We start from the raw sequence: 19868 nt of genomic DNA on the forward strand, positions 1-19868 counted from the left end.
CCTCAACCGCAAGACCAAGAGTTCACGGTTGAAGAAGATGGCACGCTGACGTTTACCGACGCAGACCTATTGGCCGGCGCGACGGATATTGAAGGCGATGATCTGTCTGTCGAGGGGATCAGCTACACCGGTACTGATGGTATCTTGAGTGACAACGGTGACGGCACTTACAGCTTCGCACCGAATGATAACTTCAATGGCGATGTTGAATTTACGTTTGATGTGTCTGATGGTACTGACACAGTCACGGCCAATGTCGATGTATCCGTTACTCCAGTTGACGATGCTCCGGTTTCAGGCGACCTCGCATACAGCGTCAACGAAGACGGTGAAATCACCCTCAGCCAAGAGCAGCTACTGTCTCAAGCTTCCGATGTAGAGGGCGATGACCTAACAGCATCGAACCTGAGTGTTGATGGCAATGCAGAAGTGACCGTTAATGACGACGGCTCATTCACCATCACACCAGATGCAGACTGGAATGGCGATATTGACATCAGCTTCGATATTTCCGATGGCGCGAACGTCGTTCAAGCAACTGCAGACCTTACAGTTAACCCAGTCAATGACCTGCCTCAACCGCAAGACCAAGAGTTTACGGTTGAAGAAGACGGTACACTGACGTTTACTGACGCAGACCTATTGGCTGGCGCAACGGATATCGAAGGCGATGATCTGTCTGTTGAGGGGATCAGCTACACAGGTACAGACGGTATCTTGAGTGACAACGGTGATGGTACATACAGTTTCGCACCGAATGATAACTTCAATGGTGATGTAGAGTTCACGTTCGATGTCTCTGATGGTACTGACACAGTCACGGCCAATGTCGATGTATCCGTTACTCCAGTTGACGATGCTCCGGTTTCAGGCGACCTCGCATACAGCGTCAACGAAGACGGTGAAATCACGCTCAGCCAAGAGCAATTGCTATCACAAGCCAGTGATGTAGAAGGCGATGACCTAACAGCATCAAACCTCAGTGTCGATGGCAATGCTGAAGTGACCGTTAATGACGACGGCTCATTCACCATCACCCCAGATGCGGATTGGAACGGTGATATCGACATCAGCTTTGATATTTCTGATGGCGCAAATGTCGTTCAAGCGCAAGCTGACCTGACGGTGAACCCAGTCAATGATCTGCCACAACCGCAAGATCAAGAGTTCACAGTTGAAGAAGATGGTACATTAACCTTCACGGATGCAGACCTATTGGCCGGAGCAACCGATATTGAAGGCGATGATCTGTCTGTTGAGGGGATCAGCTATACCGGTACAGACGGTATCTTAACGGATAACGGCAACGGTACTTATAGTTTTGCACCAAACGAGAACTTCAATGGTGATGTAGAGTTCACCTTTGATGTGTCAGATGGTACGGATACAGTTACCGCGAATGTGGATGTATCGGTGACACCGGTCGATGATGCACCAACGGTCGAGGGTAATCTTTCTTATACCGTTAACGAAGATGGTGAAATCACGTTAAGCCAAGAGCAATTACTATCGAACGTATCAGATGTTGAAGGTGATGACCTGACTGCATCGAACCTCAGTGTTGATGGTAATGCCGAGGTTACTGTTAATGATGATGGCACGTTCACGATTACACCAGATGCCGACTGGAATGGTGATATCGACATCAGTTTCGATGTCTCTGACGGTGAGAATATTGTAGCTTCGGGTGCAGATCTCACAGTTAACCCAGTTAATGACCTGCCTCAACCACAAGATCAAGAGTTCACTATTCAAGAGGATGGCATCTTAACCTTTACAGATGCGCATCTGCTTCAAGGTGCGACCGATATCGAGGGTGACAGTCTCACAGTAGAAGGTATCAGCTACGAAGGTACGGACGGTATTTTAACGGATAACGGCAATGGCACATATAGCTTCGCACCGAATGAGAACTTCAATGGCGATGTTGAATTCACGTTTGATGTGAGTGATGGTACGGATACCGTCACGGCCAACATTGATGTGTCAGTGACGCCAGTTGATGATGCACCAACGGTCGAAGGGAACCTAGCTTATACCGTTAACGAAGACGGTGAAATCACTTTAAGCCAAGAGCAGTTGCTGTCTAATGTGTCCGATGTTGATGGTGATGATTTAACAGCGTCGAACTTGTCAGTAGATGGTAATGCAGAGGTAACGGTGAATGACGATGGTTCATTCACTATTACACCAGATACCGATTGGAATGGTGATATCGACATCAGTTTCGATGTTTCTGACGGTGAGAATATTGTTGCTTCGGGTGCAGACCTAACGGTTAACCCAGTTAATGACCTGCCACAACCGCAAGATCAAGAGTTCACTATTCAAGAGGATGGCATCTTAACCTTTACAGATGCGCATCTGCTTCAAGGTGCGACCGATATCGAGGGTGACAATCTCACAGTAGAAGGTATTAGCTACGAAGGTACAGACGGTATTTTAACGGATAACGGCAATGGCACATATAGCTTTGCACCGAATGAGAACTTCAATGGCGATGTTGAATTCACCTTTGATGTGAGTGATGGTACGGATACCGTCACAGCCAACATTGATGTGTCAGTGACGCCAGTCGATGATGCGCCAACGGTAGAAGGGAACCTAGCTTATACCGTTAACGAAGACGGTGAAATCACTTTAAGCCAAGAGCAATTGCTGTCTAATGTGTCCGATGTAGATGGTGATGATTTAACAGCGTCGAACTTGTCAGTAGATGGTAATGCAGAGGTAACGGTGAATGACGATGGTTCATTCACAATTACGCCAGATGCGGATTGGAACGGCGATATAGACATCAGTTTCGATGTTTCTGACGGTGAGAATATTGTTGCTTCGGGTGCAGACCTAACAGTTAACCCAGTTAATGACCTGCCTCAACCGCAAGATCAAGAGTTTACTATTCAAGAAGATGGCATCTTAACCTTTACGGATGCACACCTGCTTCAGGGTGCAACCGATATTGAAGGGGATAACCTGACAGTTGAAGGTATCAGCTACGAAGGTACAGACGGTATCTTAACGGATAACGGCAATGGTACTTATAGCTTCGCACCGAATAAGAACTTCAATGGCGATGTTGAATTCACGTTTGATGTGAGTGATGGTACGGATACCGTCACAGCCAACATTGATGTGTCAGTGACGCCAGTTGACGATGCGCCAACGGTTGAAGGTAATCTGTCTTACACCGTGAATGAAGATGGTGAAATCACTTTAAGTCAAGAGCAATTGCTATCGAATGTGTCTGACGTAGAGGGAGATAACCTAACGGCATTGAACCTTGCCGTTGATGGAAATGCCGAGGTATCGGTGAATGACGATGGTTCATTCACAATTACGCCGGATGCGGATTGGAATGGTGATATCGACATCAGCTTCGATGTCTCTGATGGAGAGAACATTGTCGCTTCGGGGGCAGACCTAACGGTCAACCCAGTCAATGATTTGCCACAACCGCAAGATCAAGAATTTACTATCCAAGAAGATGGCATCTTAACCTTTACGGATGCACACCTGCTTCAAGGTGCAACCGATATTGAAGGGGATAACCTGACAGTTGAAGGAATCAGCTACGAAGGTACAGACGGAATCTTAACGGATAATGGCAATGGTACATACAGCTTCGCGCCGAACGAAAACTTCAATGGTGATGTAGAGTTTACCTTTGATGTCTCCGACGGTACTGACACCGTCACTGCAAACGTTGATGTATCAGTAACGCCAGTAGATGATGCACCAGTCTCGGGTGACTTAGCTTACAGTGTTAACGAAGATGGTGTAATCACCCTAAGTCAAGAACAATTACTGTCACAAGCTTCAGATGTAGAAGGTGATGATCTAACGGCTTCAAACTTATCTGTTGATGGCAATGCCGAGGTTACCGCTAACGATGATGGCTCGTTTACGATTACACCGGACGCGGATTGGAATGGTGATATCGATATTAGTTTCGATATTTCTGATGGTAACAATGTTGTACAAGCTCAGGCTGACCTAACTGTTAACCCAGTGAACGATTTGCCTCAGCCAGAAGATAAGGCATACACAGTAGAAGAAGATGGTACGTTGACCTTTACAGACGATCAGCTTCTTGAAAATGCGACAGATATCGATGGTGATGAGCTTTCAATTGAGGGAGTGTCTTATTCTGGCACCGATGGTGTATTAACGGATAATGGTAACGGCACGTATAGTTTTGCACCAAACGAGAACTTCTCTGGAGATGTCGAGTTTAGCTTTGATGTGAGTGATGGGACTGATACGGTAACCGCGAGCATCGATGTTCAAGTGACGGAAGTTAACGATCCTCCAGTCGCTGGCCCTACTTCTTACACGATCAACGAAGATAGTGTTCTTACATTCAGTGAGTCACAAGTCCTTGCTAATGCAACGGATGTTGATGGTGAAGTGGAGCTTGTTGGTATCAGCTATGATGGGCCTGATGGTATTTTCTCTGTTAACGGGGATGGTACGTGTAGCTTTGCTCCGAATGAAAACTTTAATGGTGAAGTTCAACTGAATGTGACCATCACAGATGATGATGGGGCAACAGTTGACACTGTTATCAATGTTGATGTTCTCCCTATTAACGATGTTCCAGTGTCAGGTTCTACGGCTTATCAAGTGGACGAAGATGGTTCGATTACCATCAGCCAAGATCAGCTACTATCTCAAGCCTCTGATGTGGAGGGTGATGACTTAACTGCTTCGAACCTAACCGTAGATGGCAATGCAGAAGTGGTTGCTAATGACGATGGCTCATTCACTATTACTCCGGATACTGATTGGAATGGCGACATTGATTTGGCCTTCGATATCACTGATGGCACAGACACGATTCAAGCTACTGCAGATCTGACGGTTAATCCTGTCAATGACTTGCCTCAGCCTCAAGATCATGAATTTACCATGCAAGAGGACGGTATCCTTACATTCACAGATGAACAATTGCTAGAGAATGCAACGGATATTGACGGGGATGATCTATCAGTAGAGGGCGTGAGCTACAGCGGCACTGATGGAATATTAACGGACAACGGTGATGGTACGTACAGCTTTGCACCGAATGAAAACTTTAATGGTGATGTAGAGTTTACTTTCGATGTGAGTGACGGTACGGATACAGTAACAGCTAATGTTGATGTTAATGTAACACCAGTCGACGATGCACCAACAGTGGATGGTAGCCTTGCTTATACCATCGATGAAGATGGTCAGATTACACTGAGCCAAGATCAATTATTGACTCATGCTTCTGATGTAGAGGGGGATACACTTACCGCTCAAAACTTATCAGTCGATGGCAATGCGACGGTTACTGCCAACGAAGATGGTTCATTTACTATCACACCGGATGCCGATTGGAATGGTGATATTGATATCAGCTTTGATGTGACTGATGGTAATAGCGTTGTTCAAGGTACAGCCGACTTAACAGTTAACCCTGTCAATGATGCTCCAGATGCGGGTGATGAAATATTCATTCAAGCAGAGGAAGATCAGACTGTTGGCGTGACGTTAAGAGAAGAACCAAGTATTCGTCTCGATCAAGCGCCTGAGCACGGTATTATCGAAGCTAACTTGAACGATGAATGGGTAGAGTTAGAAGTGGGGATTGAGATCCCAGCAGATACTGAAGTTCGCTTTGTTGCGAACGAAGAGGATGTCGCTGCTGGAACTCATACAACGCAAGTCGGTACATTTGATGATAATGCTAGCGTGGACGACTGGGGAACCGAGGTTGACCCATATACGCGTGAGTTTGTCGATGGTGACCTGACTGTTACGGTTCAAAGTAATGATGACCCACTCGGTGCATGGAACGGCAATACGCACATTGGACATGGTATTGGCGATACGGATCGCCAAGGCCTAAGTGGGGATGAAAAACTTACCGTTACGGTTGAAGGCCAAGACATCAATGAAATCAGCTTCCATTTGGACGGCCTTGGTGGTTGGTTTATGGAAGAATCGCGTCACTTCACCGAAGTTGAAATTAAAGCATTCAACGCTGATGGTGATGTGATTGATTCGATGACTTATCACAAGGAAGATCGAGGTTCATACGAAACTGATTACACCTTAACAGTCGATGAACCAGTATCGTACTTCGAGCTTGGTACTATCCAAGGTAATGGCACTTATGTTGTGCAAAACATGACAGTGTCACAAACCTGCCCGGATGAAGCGGTTTTCACTTCGCTTGGTGTTGATGGTTCTGAAATCACTGAAACTGTGAACCTTCAGATTCGTGAAGGTGATCGTGAAATTGATTTAACCGCTGAGCTACCAAATATCGAGATTGATACTGAAGGCGCAAGTCAATTTGCTTCAGTTGTTATCACGGAAGAACAGTTGCTTGCACAAGCGACAGATATCGATAGTGAAGACCTTGATATTCAGAATCTAGAGTTGGTGGGTGATAATGCAGAAAACGCAACGCTTACTGACAACGGTGATGGTACATGGACAGTTACACCAGATGAAAACTTCCATGGAGAAATTGAGTTAGGCTACCAAGTTACTGATGGGGAGTTGACTGACGATAATATTATCAACATCAACTTTGAATCAGTAAACGACGCTCCAATAGTGTCTGGCCCAATCGTTCTATCAACGGATGAAGATGTCGGTATCACGTTTATCGCAGAAGACTTACTTGCAAACGCGAGTGATGTTGAAGGTGATGAGCTTTCAATTACCGATATTACATACAACGGTGATAATGGCGAGCTAATCGATAATGGTGATGGTAGCTACACCTTCATGCCGAATGAGAACTTCAATGGTGAAGTGGATATCGATTACTCAGTGTTTGATGGTCAAGATACGACAGAGACGCATCTAGATTTAACCGTTATCCCTGTAAATGATGTTCCGGTTCCTGGTGAACCGCTTCATACACAGATGCTAGAGAATGGCACGATTGTTATTGAGGCGAAGGATCTACTAGCAGGTGCAACGGATGTTGATGGCGATATTCTTCATATTGAGAATCTACTGTTAGTCGACCAAACACAAGGTACGTTGACGGACAATGGAGATAATACCTTTACGTTCGAACCGGCTACTGACTTCCATGGTGATGTGAACCTCACCTTTGATATCAGTGATGGTATCGCGAGCGCGCCTAGCACTGCATCTATCGATGTGGAAATGGTCAACGAGGGGCCAGACGTAACAGGTCCTGTTGATGCAGTTGTCGATGAAGATGGCACCATAACCATTACTCAAGAAGAGTTGCTAGAAAACGCTTCCGATGTTGATGGTGATGACCTTGAAGCCATCAATCTTCAAACCAATGATCCAAACGCGACGATTGTCGAAAATGAAGATGGCAGCTTTACAATTACACCAAGTGAAAACTTCTTTGGTGAGATTGAATTCACGTATGACGTGACTGATGCGATTGAGACCGTTTCAACAGGCCTAAACCTAACGGTTAACCCTGTTAATGACCTCCCAGATGTCCCTGACTTGTCGTTTACCACGGAAGATGGTGAGTCAATCACTCTGACGCAAGATCAATTGCTGGCTCAAGCAACGGATATTGAGGGTGATGATCTAACTGCCGTTAACGTAACGAGCTTAAATGACAATGTAGAGGTAGTGGACAACGGTGACGGCACATTCACGTTAACCACCGAAGAAGGGTACTTTGGTAACGCTGACCTTACCTTTGATGTCAGTGATGGTACTGATACAGTCACTGCGAATATCGACCTTACCGTTGAGTTTGTGAATGATGCACCGGAAGCTGAGGCTGTTGCTGCAACGATTGAGGAAGATGGAAGTATTCTGGTTACCCAAGAAATGCTTCTGGAGAATGCTCATGATGTTGATGGCGATGACCTCTACGCAACCGGTTTGAGCACTAATGATCCAAACGCTACGGTGGTTGATAATGGTGACGGTACGTTTACAGTAACACCTTCGGAAGACTTCAATGGTCAAATCCAGTTTGACTATGAAGTCAATGACGGCGAGCTGAGCACAACGACTCAACTAAATCTAGACGTCACACCAGTCAATGATGCGCCGGAAATCGAAGGACTTGCGTTTGAAATGCAAGAAGACGGTACATTACTGATTACAGATGAGCAGTTGCTAGAAAATGCCACTGATATTGATGGTGATACCTTGTCAGTCAGTGATGTTTCCTACACTGGTGAACAAGGAGAGTTGGTCGACAATGGTGACGGTACCTATTCATTTACACCTGGTGAGCACTTCAGTGGCGACTTGCAACTCGGTTTCACAGTCTCAGATGGTGAAGCAGAAGTCAGCCAAACTCTAGACGTCCATGTTGAAGCAGTAGCTGATGCCCCAGACCTTGTCGTGACAGATGGAGAAGGTGAAGAGGTCGGTGATAGCACTATCGTAACCGAACCAGGAGGTACGGTAGAACTCAATATAGGCGCGAGCTTAGTCGACCAAGATTTATCAGAAACATTGACAGTGGAAGTTGATGGTATCCCTGAAGGAACGGTTGTTCGCTATGACAATGAGTCAGTACTGAATGACCAAGATAACGGTATCACTAGCTTCAATGACACTGAAATAACGGTCACGTTTGAAGGCGAAACCGCTGGGTTCCAAAATGCGGCGGGTTACTACAAAGTTGATGAAGATGGCAACATTACGGGCGTGGAAGTTGTTTACGAGAACGCATCACAAGTTGGTGGTGGTGGTGACTTGCTTCCAGGGCAAAGCTCATTCACCTTCCCAATTGAAGAAGGTGAAAGCTTTAACTTGTTCTTGATACCAAATGGCTTCAACCATAATGACTTCGATGCTATGCAAGATGGTAGTTTTGAGTTCAGAGATGTTAACGGTGAACCAGCGACAATGGATACGGTCGACCCGCAACTTGTGTTTGTTGGTGAAGATGGCGAAGTGACTGTTGTTCAAGGTCAGTTTGGCGATGCAGTCTTCCATGGTGGCTCAAGCTCAGAACTTAACCAAGATGGAATAGAACATACTCGTACAACGATCAATGAAGACGGTGAATTAGTTTACGGCTTCGAAGATCTGTATGGCGGCGGTGATGCGGATTACACCGATTTCAACTTTACGATTGACGTTGGTGAAGTCAACAGTCAGATCTATAGTGGTGAGATTACCGTAGGGGAAGACGGCAGCGTTGTTATCCCAACGACGGCTATCGACCAAACTATCGAGTTTGTCTTACCAGAAGATGCTCAAGAGACATTTGACATTACTGTTAGTGCGACAGCCACTGAGTTGTCTAACGATGATACTGAAACCGTTAGTCAAACGATTACTGTCGACATAGAACATGCTCCTGAAGCTGATGCAGTTTCGGCACAGGTTGACGAAGATGGTTCAATCATCATTACTCAAGAGGATCTACTGGCGAATGCGACAGATCTGGATGGTGACGATCTAACCGCTCTCAATCTGTCAACTGATGATGAGAATGTCACTATTACCGATAATGGCAATGGTACTTACACCTTAACTCCAGATGCAGACTTTAATGGAGACATTGAGTTTACGTTCGATGTGTCGGATGGTGACCAAATTGTATCGACGGACCTTAACCTAACAGTTAATCCAGTTAATGATGCGCCGATACCTGAAGATAAATCATATACCGTAGAAGAAGATGGCACATTAACCTTCACTGATGAGCAGCTTCTTGAAAATGCGGTAGACATTGATGGAGATGATCTGACGGTTGAGGGTGTTTCTTACACTGGCACTGATGGTGTGTTGAGTGACAATGGTGACGGAACATACACTTTTGCTCCGAATGAAAACTTCTCTGGAGATGTCGACTTTACGTTCAATGTCAGTGATGGCACCGATACCGTAACAGCAAACATTGATGTTCAAGTCACTGAGGTAAATGATCCACCAGTTGCAGGGCCAACGTCATACACGATCAATGAAGACAGCGTATTAACATTCAGTGAGTCTCAAGTGCTTGCAAACGCTTCTGATGTTGATGGTGAAGTTGAACTTGTTGGAATCAGCTATGACGGCCCAGATGGTATCTTCTCTGTCAATGGAGACGGTACCTGTAGCTTCGCACCTAATGAGAACTTCAACGGTGAGGTTCAGTTGAACGTTGTTATCACCGATGATGATGGAGCTACGGTTGAGACGGTTATCAATGTTGATGTCCTTCCAATCAATGACGCACCTGTTTCGGGTAGCACAGCTTACACCGTTGATGAAGATGGCAACATCACCATCAGCCAAGAGCAGTTGTTATCTCAATCATCAGACGTTGAGGGTGATGATCTAAACGCATCAAACTTAACTGTGGATGGCAATGCTGAAGTGACTGTGAATGATGATGGTAGTTTCACAATTACACCAGACGCAGACTTCAACGGTGATATCGACATGCACTTCGATATTACCGATGGTACTAACATCATTCAGGCTACGGCTGACCTCACTGTTAATCCAGTTAATGACTTGCCAACAGTGGGTGCGCCAACATTTACCGCACAAGAAGACACGAGCTTTACCTTCACGCAAGAGCAACTTCTCCAAGGTGCAGGTGATATCGATGGTGATAGCCTCACTGTCGAGAATGTGGCATCAGACAGCGGTACGTTAGTGGATAATGGTGACGGTACCTACACATTTGCACCAAATGAGAACTTCGATGGCAATGTCAATGTCACATTCGATGTGAATGACGGTACCGCATCCGTACCAGCAGAAGCGACGATTGATGTCCAATCTGTCGTCGATATGCCAGAGCTGGCGATTGCCTCTGACCTAGTACTCGCCTCTGATAACTTCGAGTCTGGCTCTAATGGTTGGAATGCGGGTACAGAGAGCTCTCAAGGCTTCGAAAGTGGTGACATGTTAGGTCGCATCGGCGGTACAGGTGGCGAAGAAGCTGTCAGCAAAACCTACGATATCCCGAGCGATGTGAATGAAGTGAACATTTCATTTAGCTTCTACGAAATCGATTCTTGGGATGGTGAATCCTTCGAAATCTTTGTGGGAGGCGAGCCACTAACTTCGCTCGATAATTCAGCGTTCCGCACTCAAGATGGTACAACAACGTTGTATGACTCTGAAGGGAATGAAGTCGGTCAAGTTGTTCATGGGGCGTCACAGCAAGAGGGCTTCAGTGGCTGGAACGACCAAGAGCACCAAGTGACTCTTACAGTTCCTGTTGAAGATGGTCAACTTCAACTTGGCTTTGGTTCAACCTTGAATCAGAGTGTGCCAGATGAATCGTTTGGTATCGATAATATCGAGATTACGGTTGCGGATGCTGATTATCAAATTATTGGTACAGAAGATGAGCCAGTCGCACTCGATATTGATGCAGCGTTGACGGATACTGATGGCTCTGAAAATCTTTCTATCTTGATTGAAGATGTGCCAGAGGGAAGTTCACTTTCTGCGGGTATTGATAATGGTGACGGTACATGGTCGTTAGCACCAGAAGAGCTTGCAGGGCTTGAGTTTACCCCAGCAGCTGACTTTAACGGTGATGTGACCTTAGTGGTCAATGCCACATCAACAGATGTTGATACAGGGACAACAGCAACAGCGACACAAGATGTCACCATTCATATATCACCAGCGAATGATGCGCCAGAAGTGAGTGACGGTGTCACGGCCGTTACCGCAGAAGATAATAGCATTACGATCACTCAAGAGCAGTTGTTGGTCAATGCAACTGATATTGATGGTGATGATTTGTCTGCCATTAATCTACAGACAGATGATCCAAATGCCACGATTGAGATGAATGAAGATGGCTCATTCACCATCACTCCAAGTGATGACTTCTATGGCGACATTAACTTTACGTACGATGTGACCGATGGTGAAGAGGTTGTAGCGACCAGCCTTGACTTGTCCGTGACACCAGTCAACGATGCACCAGTACCTGAAGATAAAGCCTACAGCGTAGAAGAAGATGGTTCGCTCACCTTTACCGACGCACAGTTATTGGCTGGCGCGACGGATATTGAAGGGGATACTCTGACGGTTGAAGGCGTCAATTATTCAGGTAATGACGGTATCTTTACAGACAACGGTGATGGTACATATACCTTTGCACCAAACGAGAACTTCTCTGGTGATGTGGATCTGACCTTCAATGTGAGTGATGGCACTGATACTGTGATGGCCAACATTGATATCCAAGTCACTGAAGTGAACGATCCACCAGTGGCGGGTCACACGGCGTACACAGTTCAAGAAGACAACTCAATCACCATTAGTGATGAGCAACTTCTGGTGAACTCGTCAGATGTTGAAGGTGACGTAGCAATTGATGCGGTGAACTACACCGGCACAGACGGTGTGTTTGTTGACAATGGCAATGGTACGTACACCTTCTCACCAAATGAAAACTTCACGGGCGATATTAGCCTAGATGTGACGGTTGTCGATGAAGATGGCGCGACAGCTGATACTACTGCGGGAATTACCGTCATTGAGGTGAACGACCCACCAGTGGCTGGCGATACCGCTTACAGTGTGAATGAAGATGAAGTACTTACGTTCAGTGCTGAGCAGCTATTAGCGCAATCAAGCGACATTGAAGGTGAAGTCGCACTTGAAAGTGTTAGCTATTCAGGCTCGGATGGTATTTTGACCGATAATGGTGATGGTACATTCAGCTTTGCACCAAACGCGAACTTCAACGGTGATGTGGCTCTCGATGTAGTGGTGGTTGATGAAGATGGTGCCACAGACACCGCGACTGCTGCGATTGATGTTCTGCCAATCAATGATGCGCCAGTCTCGGGCTCCACGTCTTATCAAGTAAATGAAGACGGCTCAATTACCATTAGCCAGGAGCAGTTGCTGGCGAATACCACGGATATTGAAGGGGACGATTTAACCGCCTCCAATCTCACCGTGGATGGTAATGCTGAGGTCACTGCGAATGATGATGGCTCATTCACGATTACACCGGATGCGGATTGGAATGGTGATATTGACCTAAGCTTCGATGTGACAGATGGTGCCGATATTGTTCGAGGTACAGCTGACCTTACTGTTAATCCAGTTAACGACTTACCACAACCGGAAGATAAGTCTTACACGGTTGAGGAAGACGGAACGCTGACGTTTACTGACGCTCAGCTACTAGAAAACGCGACCGACATTGACGGTGACACGCTCTCGATTGATGGCGTAAGTTACACAGGTACGGATGGTATCCTAACGGACAACGGTGATGGCACCTATAGCTTCGCGCCGAATGAGAATTTCTCTGGCGATGTTGAATTGAGCTTTGGTGTCTCAGATGGAACGGAAACGGTTCAAGCGAGCATTGATGTCCAAGTCACTGAAGTGAACGATCCACCGGTAGCCGGTCACACCGCCTACACAGTTCAAGAAGACAACTCTATCACCATCAGTGATGAGCAACTTCTGGCGAACTCTTCAGATGTTGAAGGTGAAGTAGCGATAGATGCGGTGAACTACATTGGCACAGACGGTGTGTTTACCGACAATGGTGATGGTACGTATACCTTCTCACCGAATGAGAACTTCACGGGCGATATCAGTCTTGATGTAACCGTTACCGATGAAGATGGCGCGACAGCGGATACCACCGCGGGTATAACTGTCATTGAGGTGAACGACCCACCAGTGGCTGGTGATACCGCCTACAGTGTGAATGAAGATGAAGTACTTACGTTCAGTGCGGAGCAGCTACTAGCGCAATCAAGCGATATTGAAGGTGAGGTGGCACTCGAAAGTGTCAGCTACTCAGGCTCGGATGGAATCTTGACTGATAATGGTGATGGTACATTCAGTTTTGCTCCGAACGCGAACTTCAACGGTGATGTGGCTCTCGATGTAGTGGTGGTTGACGAAGATGGTGCCACCGATACCGCGACTGCTTCAATCGATGTTCTGCCAATTAACGATCCGCCAGTTTCCGATAATTTGGCTTATAGTGTTAGTGAAGATGGCTCAATTACACTTAGCCAAGAGCAACTGTTGGCTCAAGCTTCAGACATCGATAGCACAGACCTAGAAGCGCTTAATTTAACTGCCGCTGGCAACGCTACGGTCGTTGAGAACCAAGATGGTAGCTTCACTATTACTCCTGATGCCGACTTTAATGGTCAGATAGATCTGCAGTTTGACTTAATTGACAACGATGGTGCATCAGTTCAAGTAGGCGTCGACTTAACGGTTGATCCTGCAAACGATGTGCCTGTCGCCGGCTCGACAGAGTTTACTGAGTTGGAAGATACGGTTATGCGTATCACCCCAGAAGAACTCCTCGCGAATGCATCCGATATTGATGGTGATGACCTTACAGTACTGAACGTTCAATATACCGGTGATGATGGCTCGATAGCTGATACGGGTTCTATTCAGTTTGGTGCCGATGGTAGCGGAGAAATACAAGTAACTGACCAACTTGAGGAGCACGATGAGTTTACTGTTCAATTCGGCTATACCTCGACCGGTGAACATGATGGCAATGTTGAGTCTATTCTGTTGGGTGGTGAAGACGGTTCAGGGCTTTCCATCTATGTACGTAATGAAGATGGAGGTTTAGGCTTAGACCTTAACGGCCAAGATAATGTCATGTTTGATGGTGTGGATCTCAACGATGGTGGTGAGCACAACATTACACTGACATGGAGTAGTGAAGAAGGTGTTGTAAATGTTTACGACAATGGTGAGTTGGTCGCTTCTGAAAGTGTTGAAGCTGGCATCATCATGCCGGAAGGCATACAGCCAACGATTGGACAGGCGACCGATGTTCTTGACGGTCAGTCGGGACTAGAAAATGTAGAGCTATCAGGCTTTACAATGGCTTATGAAAAAGTCGATGAAGAGGCGATTATCAATGGAACACCGTTAGGTGAAGTAACAGATGACCTAGCGTTAGACATTCAGGTTCAAAACGGTGAAATTGTAGATGTTTCAGGTAGTGTTGATCTTGATGTTTCAGGTGCAACGGATGTTGAGCGTTACTTTGAGTTCACTCCAGCAGAGAACTTCAATGGCGATGTGACGCTTGACTATCAAGTTACTGACGGTATAGAGGTTGTTGATACTTCAGCCAATCTTGAGTTTATACCTGTCAACGATGCACCCGAATCAGACAATATTGATGTTCAGGGTACAGAAGATACGACCATCTTGATTACCCAAGACATGCTACTTGCTAAAGCGACGGACGTAGACAATACGCAGGATGAGCTGAGTGCGATTGGTTTACGAATTGATGAACAGTTTGGTGAGCTCATCGATAACCAAGATGGTACGTGGTCATTTACTCCTACGGAAAACTTTAACGGTGATGTACCGATGGAGTTTGAAGTTAGTGATGGTGAACTGACGACCACTGTCTCAGGGAACATTGATGTAGCGCCGGTCAATGATGCGCCAGACGCCCCAACGTTCCAGATGCAGGGTGAAGAAGATCAGGTCATGGTAATTGACCCAAGCTTTATCACGAATCAGATCACCGACCTAGATGGAGACGAAATTTCACTAGAGAACATCTCTGTAAGAGCTCCGGCGAATGCGACCATTACTCAGCAGCCAGATGGAATGTATCACTTAGTGACAGCCCAAGACTTCAACGGTTTAGTTGAACTTGGTTATACCGTGACAGATGGCACAGAGTCGGTTGATGGTTCGCTCAATGTCGATGTTATTCCTGTGAATGATGCTCCTTTCAGCACAGGTAACGCGATGATGGCAACGGACGAGGACGGAGCGTTCACGTTTGATGCTGGTGATTTGATGAATCTGTTTGACGACATCGATACAGAGAACCTAGTGGTGTCGCGCATCATTACACCAGAAGGTGAAGATGGTGGTGATATAACTGATAACGGCGATGGTACTTGGACCTTTACACCGACGGGAGACTTTGCAGGACTTGCTGACCTTCAAGTTGTCGTAAGTGATGGTGAGTTCGAGACAGCGTTGGATGTTCCAGTGTATGTTCGTCCTGTTGCTGATGGTGCTGTCATCACGACAGAGCATGATGGACCACTGGTTATCGGTGAAGACAGTACCGGTCATTTAGGATTGAACGTCGACCTTATCGATGATTCTGAAACCCTAAGTAATCTTGTGATGACGGGTTTCCCTGTTGGTTTCGAAGTGTCAGATGGCGTCAATACCATAATTGTTACCTCACCGGATCAGTATATAGACATTACTGAATGGAACATGGGCGACCTGCAAATCACGCCGCCACAAGACTTTACTGGCAGCTTCAATGTTACTGTATCTGCAACCACGGTTGACTATGGCGATGAACCGGAGGCATTTGAGGATGGCATCGATTCTGGTGACTTTGAAACCGTTGCTGGTGAATCAGTGATTCTAACCGCTGATGACCTAATGGCGATTGCAGAGAATGTCGATGTTGATGCGGGTGACGAGGTGAAATTTGTTCATCTTACCGACCGCAGCCAAGGTGAGATTGTTGATAATGGGGATGGCACATGGACATTTAACCCAGCACCAGGCTTCACGGGTGAAGTGGATATTGCTTACGTGATTGATAAAGACGGCGTATTGCACGATGAGCAAACAGGTGTAGTGGTCAATGAACCTGGTGAGTCAGCGAATGAAGCGCCACAGGTTGAGTCTGTTGTTACAACAGATCTAGAACCGGGTGCAACGCTCGAGTTTACTGATGCTGATATGCTTGCCAACCTGTCTGATGCTGAAAACGATGCGTTGTCTATTGAATCAGTATCCTTGATGGAAGGTCAGGGCATGATTGAGACCGACAATGCCGGAAATTATCAATTCACGCCTGCCGAAGGTTATGAGGGTCCGGTTGAAGTCGGCTTTATTGCGACTGATGGCGAAAACCGTATCGAAAGCCAGTTTAACGTTAATCTGCAAGGTTCAAGTGAAGTGAGTGAGGAGTATGTTCAAGGAGAAGATGGTTCGATTGTCTTTGCTGAAGAACAGATTCTAAACGAGCTTGACCTTAGTCCGTCAGCAGAAGTGCTGGATGTCGCTGACGCAGGGGATGTTGGCTTCTTTGTCGAATCGGGCAATAACGAGTGGACATTCTGGCCTAACGATGACTTCAATGGCGAAGTGCCGATGAAGGTTGAAGTGAACGACGATGGGTTGGTTGAACAACATGATTTGACAGTAACTGCACAGACAGAAGAAGTCGGAGAGAGCCAATCGGCATCTTCACAAGAGCAAGTTTCTGCAGAATCACAACCCGAGCAATCATCGGCTCAAGGAGATGACGCTGTTCAACAAGACGCTTCCGACCAAGAGTCTGAGGCAGATGTAACTGCGGCGCCGGGTGATACCATAAATATCGCTGTTCCTGATGATGTTACACAGGTTGAGGGTGTTGACCATGTAGAAATGAGTGGTCTTCCTGAAGGTTCAACAGTGAGTGGTGCGCTTGATAGTGGCGACGGCAACTACACGATTAGTGGTGACTTGTCACAGCCTGTTTCCGTCTCACTTCCAGATGGCTTTGAGGGCAACGTTGATGTTGGCTTCCAAGGCTATGATGAACTGGGTGGTGCGGTTGACGGTGCCGAGGCGAGCTTGACGGTTGAAGTTGATGAGCAACATGCGATGTCTGCCAATCAAAACCAAGACCCTAACGCGAACCAAATGGACTCGTCAGAAGGCTCCGGTGGTGATTGGACAACATCAGGTGGCCAAGATGAAGGCGTTGATTTCAATGACGATTCAGGTAGCTATGATAATGACCAAAGCAACAATGGTAATTACGAAAATGACTTCGACAACAATTCGTTTTAATTGATTGGATTGTTGAGGGCTCACAGTTTGTGAGCCCTTTTTTTATGTCTATTGAAAACATAATTAGGGGTGGTATCAAAAAAGAATGGTAGGGAGACGTTTGACTTTAAGCATTCATTTTTGAATTTATGAGATTCAACAATGTCTATTTTTGAAGTTTAAGATAGGGGTCATAATGACTTCATCAACTTCTTATTCTCAAATGAAGGTCTACTATGAGCACATCACAACTAATTCTTGAGCTTTCACTTATCGGTACAATGTTGCTACTAACCGGTATTTACTTGATAAGAGGCTATGACAAAGCGGATAGTGCCTCAACCAAAGTACACAAAATATTAACCGGTCTATTGGGCGCATTTATGGTGATGGCGGGAACAGTTAAGTTCTTCGACCCGTTTACTACGATGTTTTTGAATCAAATTGCACTTAGCGAACTGCCTTTTCCAACACTGTCTCGTTGGGCAGGTCAACTCGGTGAAATATTCGCTGGCTTACTGCTTCTTGTGTTGATGGTTGGACGCAATATGCTATCAACTCCAATAAAAGATAGAGTTATGCAGCTTTCGACTTTACTGACTACAGCCATTATGGTCGTCGCGGTTTATGTCCATCTATTACCGAATGTACCTGCTGAAGTCTTGCCACTACAATCTAAACCACCAGTAATGACCTTGGTAATTTTAGCGCTAGCATGGCTAAATGTGCTGTTGTACACACGTGATCGACAAAAGTAACATAGATGGTAGTTTTACCTCATAGAATGCCCGATTAGTGTCGCTAATCGGGCATTTTTCTATACGAAAGAACCATTACTCACGCTGAGAATCTATCGAAGCCAAAAAGTCTGTCGTTTGACCGAAGCGCTCAAAAATCATATCTCTAAATGCGACGACGCGAGTTGCAATCAGCTTCCTATCTGCCCAAACCAAAAAAGCTTTGCCGGTTGGGCATTTTACTTCTGGCAAAACCTCAATCAGCTCACCGCGCTCAGCACGCTTATCAAACGCCGCGCGTGGCATCATGCAGATCCCGGCGCCTTCGACAGTGGCATCGATGTTTAAACGCAAGCTGCTTACAGAATACTTTGGACGATATGGTATGCGTATCGGCTTTCCTTCCTCTTTTAACTCCCAATAGGGTAGGTTGTTTCCCGATAGCAGTGGATGATTAACGAGATCTTCAGCGCACTTCGGTTGGCCATGTTTCTCTATATAGGCTGGTGATGCTGCCATCATCAATGGTGACTCAAAGAGTTGCCGTTGAATTAGGTGGCTTGCATGGGGTGGACTGGTCACGATAGCGAGGTCAATTTGCTCATCAAAAAACCTTTCTGTTCCAGCGCTAAACTGAATTGAGACCGACACTTCCGGATGAACTTCCATAAATTCAATCGCCATCTTCTGCAAAAAGTTATCAGCAAAAGGCTCAGGACATGAGATACGGATTTCTCCGGTCAGTACTGGTTGGCTGTTTGAAAGCTGTGTCCACTGTTCGTTCAACTGCATAAATAGGGAAGCAAAACGCTGGTAGTACTCATCTCCAGCAGTGGTGAGCTGAAAATGTTTCGCATTGCGATGGACAAGCTTTTCACCGAGCTTATCTTCAAGGCTTGCGACTGCTCTTGATAGAGTGGGAGCAGATACATATGTTTTAAGGCTCGCTGCGGCAAAGCCTCCACACTCTACAGATTGACAGAATAGATATAGGTTAGAGATGTCTTTCGCTTTCATTTTGATTCGCTCACAAACAATCGAGAGATACCAGAGTTAAGCATGCATATTTGAAAGATTCAACTTAAATTCTGTCTGTTTTTGATGTGCTTTGATGGGGGTAATATAACCACATCAGTTACCCAGACGGAGTTAATCATGAAAAAGTTTCCACGTAAGTTCCAGTACCCATTAATGGTATCTATGGTTCTGCCTACTATGCTCTTAAGCATGCCAGCAATTATGGTAGCGAAGACTCTGCCGTCAAATGGGGTGTTTTTAGATGCATGGCTAAACGCGGTTTCACAAATGGTGCCATCAGCGTTACTCGTTTTAGCGCTCGTTGCACCAACGGTTCGCCTATTTGTGACCAAAGTGCTTATTGAGCCAGAAGCAAAATAG

At 46.0% G+C, this 19868-nt stretch carries 4 protein-coding genes; 3 read left to right on the top strand and 1 reads right to left on the bottom strand.

Annotated features, from left to right (window positions below):
- Window positions 1-45 precede the first annotated feature (45 nt).
- Together QWZ05_RS01780 and QWZ05_RS01785 are read left to right on the top strand one after the other, a co-directional pair.
- Window positions 46-17754 carry a tandem-95 repeat protein gene (locus QWZ05_RS01780; RefSeq protein WP_290297097.1) on the top strand — a complete coding sequence of 5903 codons (17709 nt, stop codon included), beginning with the start codon at window positions 46-48 and terminating at the stop codon, window positions 17752-17754.
- Window positions 17755-17969: 215 nt separating this feature from the next.
- Window positions 17970-18491 carry a DoxX family protein gene (locus QWZ05_RS01785; protein WP_290296157.1) on the top strand — a complete coding sequence of 174 codons (522 nt, stop codon included), beginning with the start codon at window positions 17970-17972 and terminating at the stop codon, window positions 18489-18491.
- Between the two features lie 75 nt (window positions 18492-18566).
- Here the strand turns inward: QWZ05_RS01785 and QWZ05_RS01790 are convergent, their stop codons facing one another.
- Entirely contained in the window at window positions 18567-19487 is a 921-nt protein-coding gene (locus QWZ05_RS01790) for a LysR family transcriptional regulator (protein ID WP_290296160.1), read from the bottom strand.
- Between the two features lie 138 nt (window positions 19488-19625).
- Between QWZ05_RS01790 and QWZ05_RS01795 the strand changes: the two genes are divergently transcribed.
- Window positions 19626-19868, top strand: a complete 243-nt coding sequence (locus QWZ05_RS01795) for a DUF2798 domain-containing protein (RefSeq protein WP_264875580.1) — start codon at window positions 19626-19628, stop codon at window positions 19866-19868.

This window comes from Vibrio agarivorans (assembly GCF_030409635.1).
GTDB classification, from domain to species: Bacteria; Pseudomonadota; Gammaproteobacteria; order Enterobacterales; family Vibrionaceae; genus Vibrio; species Vibrio agarivorans.

Excerpts from the sequence above, each read along its gene's own strand:
- QWZ05_RS01795 (WP_264875580.1), top strand. The coding sequence starts at position 19,626 with ATGAAAAAGTTTCCACGTAAGTTCCAGTACCCATTAATGGTATCTATG.
- QWZ05_RS01785 (WP_290296157.1), top strand. The coding sequence starts at position 17,970 with ATGAGCACATCACAACTAATTCTTGAGCTTTCACTTATCGGTACAATG.
- QWZ05_RS01790 (WP_290296160.1), bottom strand. The coding sequence starts at position 19,487 with ATGAAAGCGAAAGACATCTCTAACCTATATCTATTCTGTCAATCTGTA.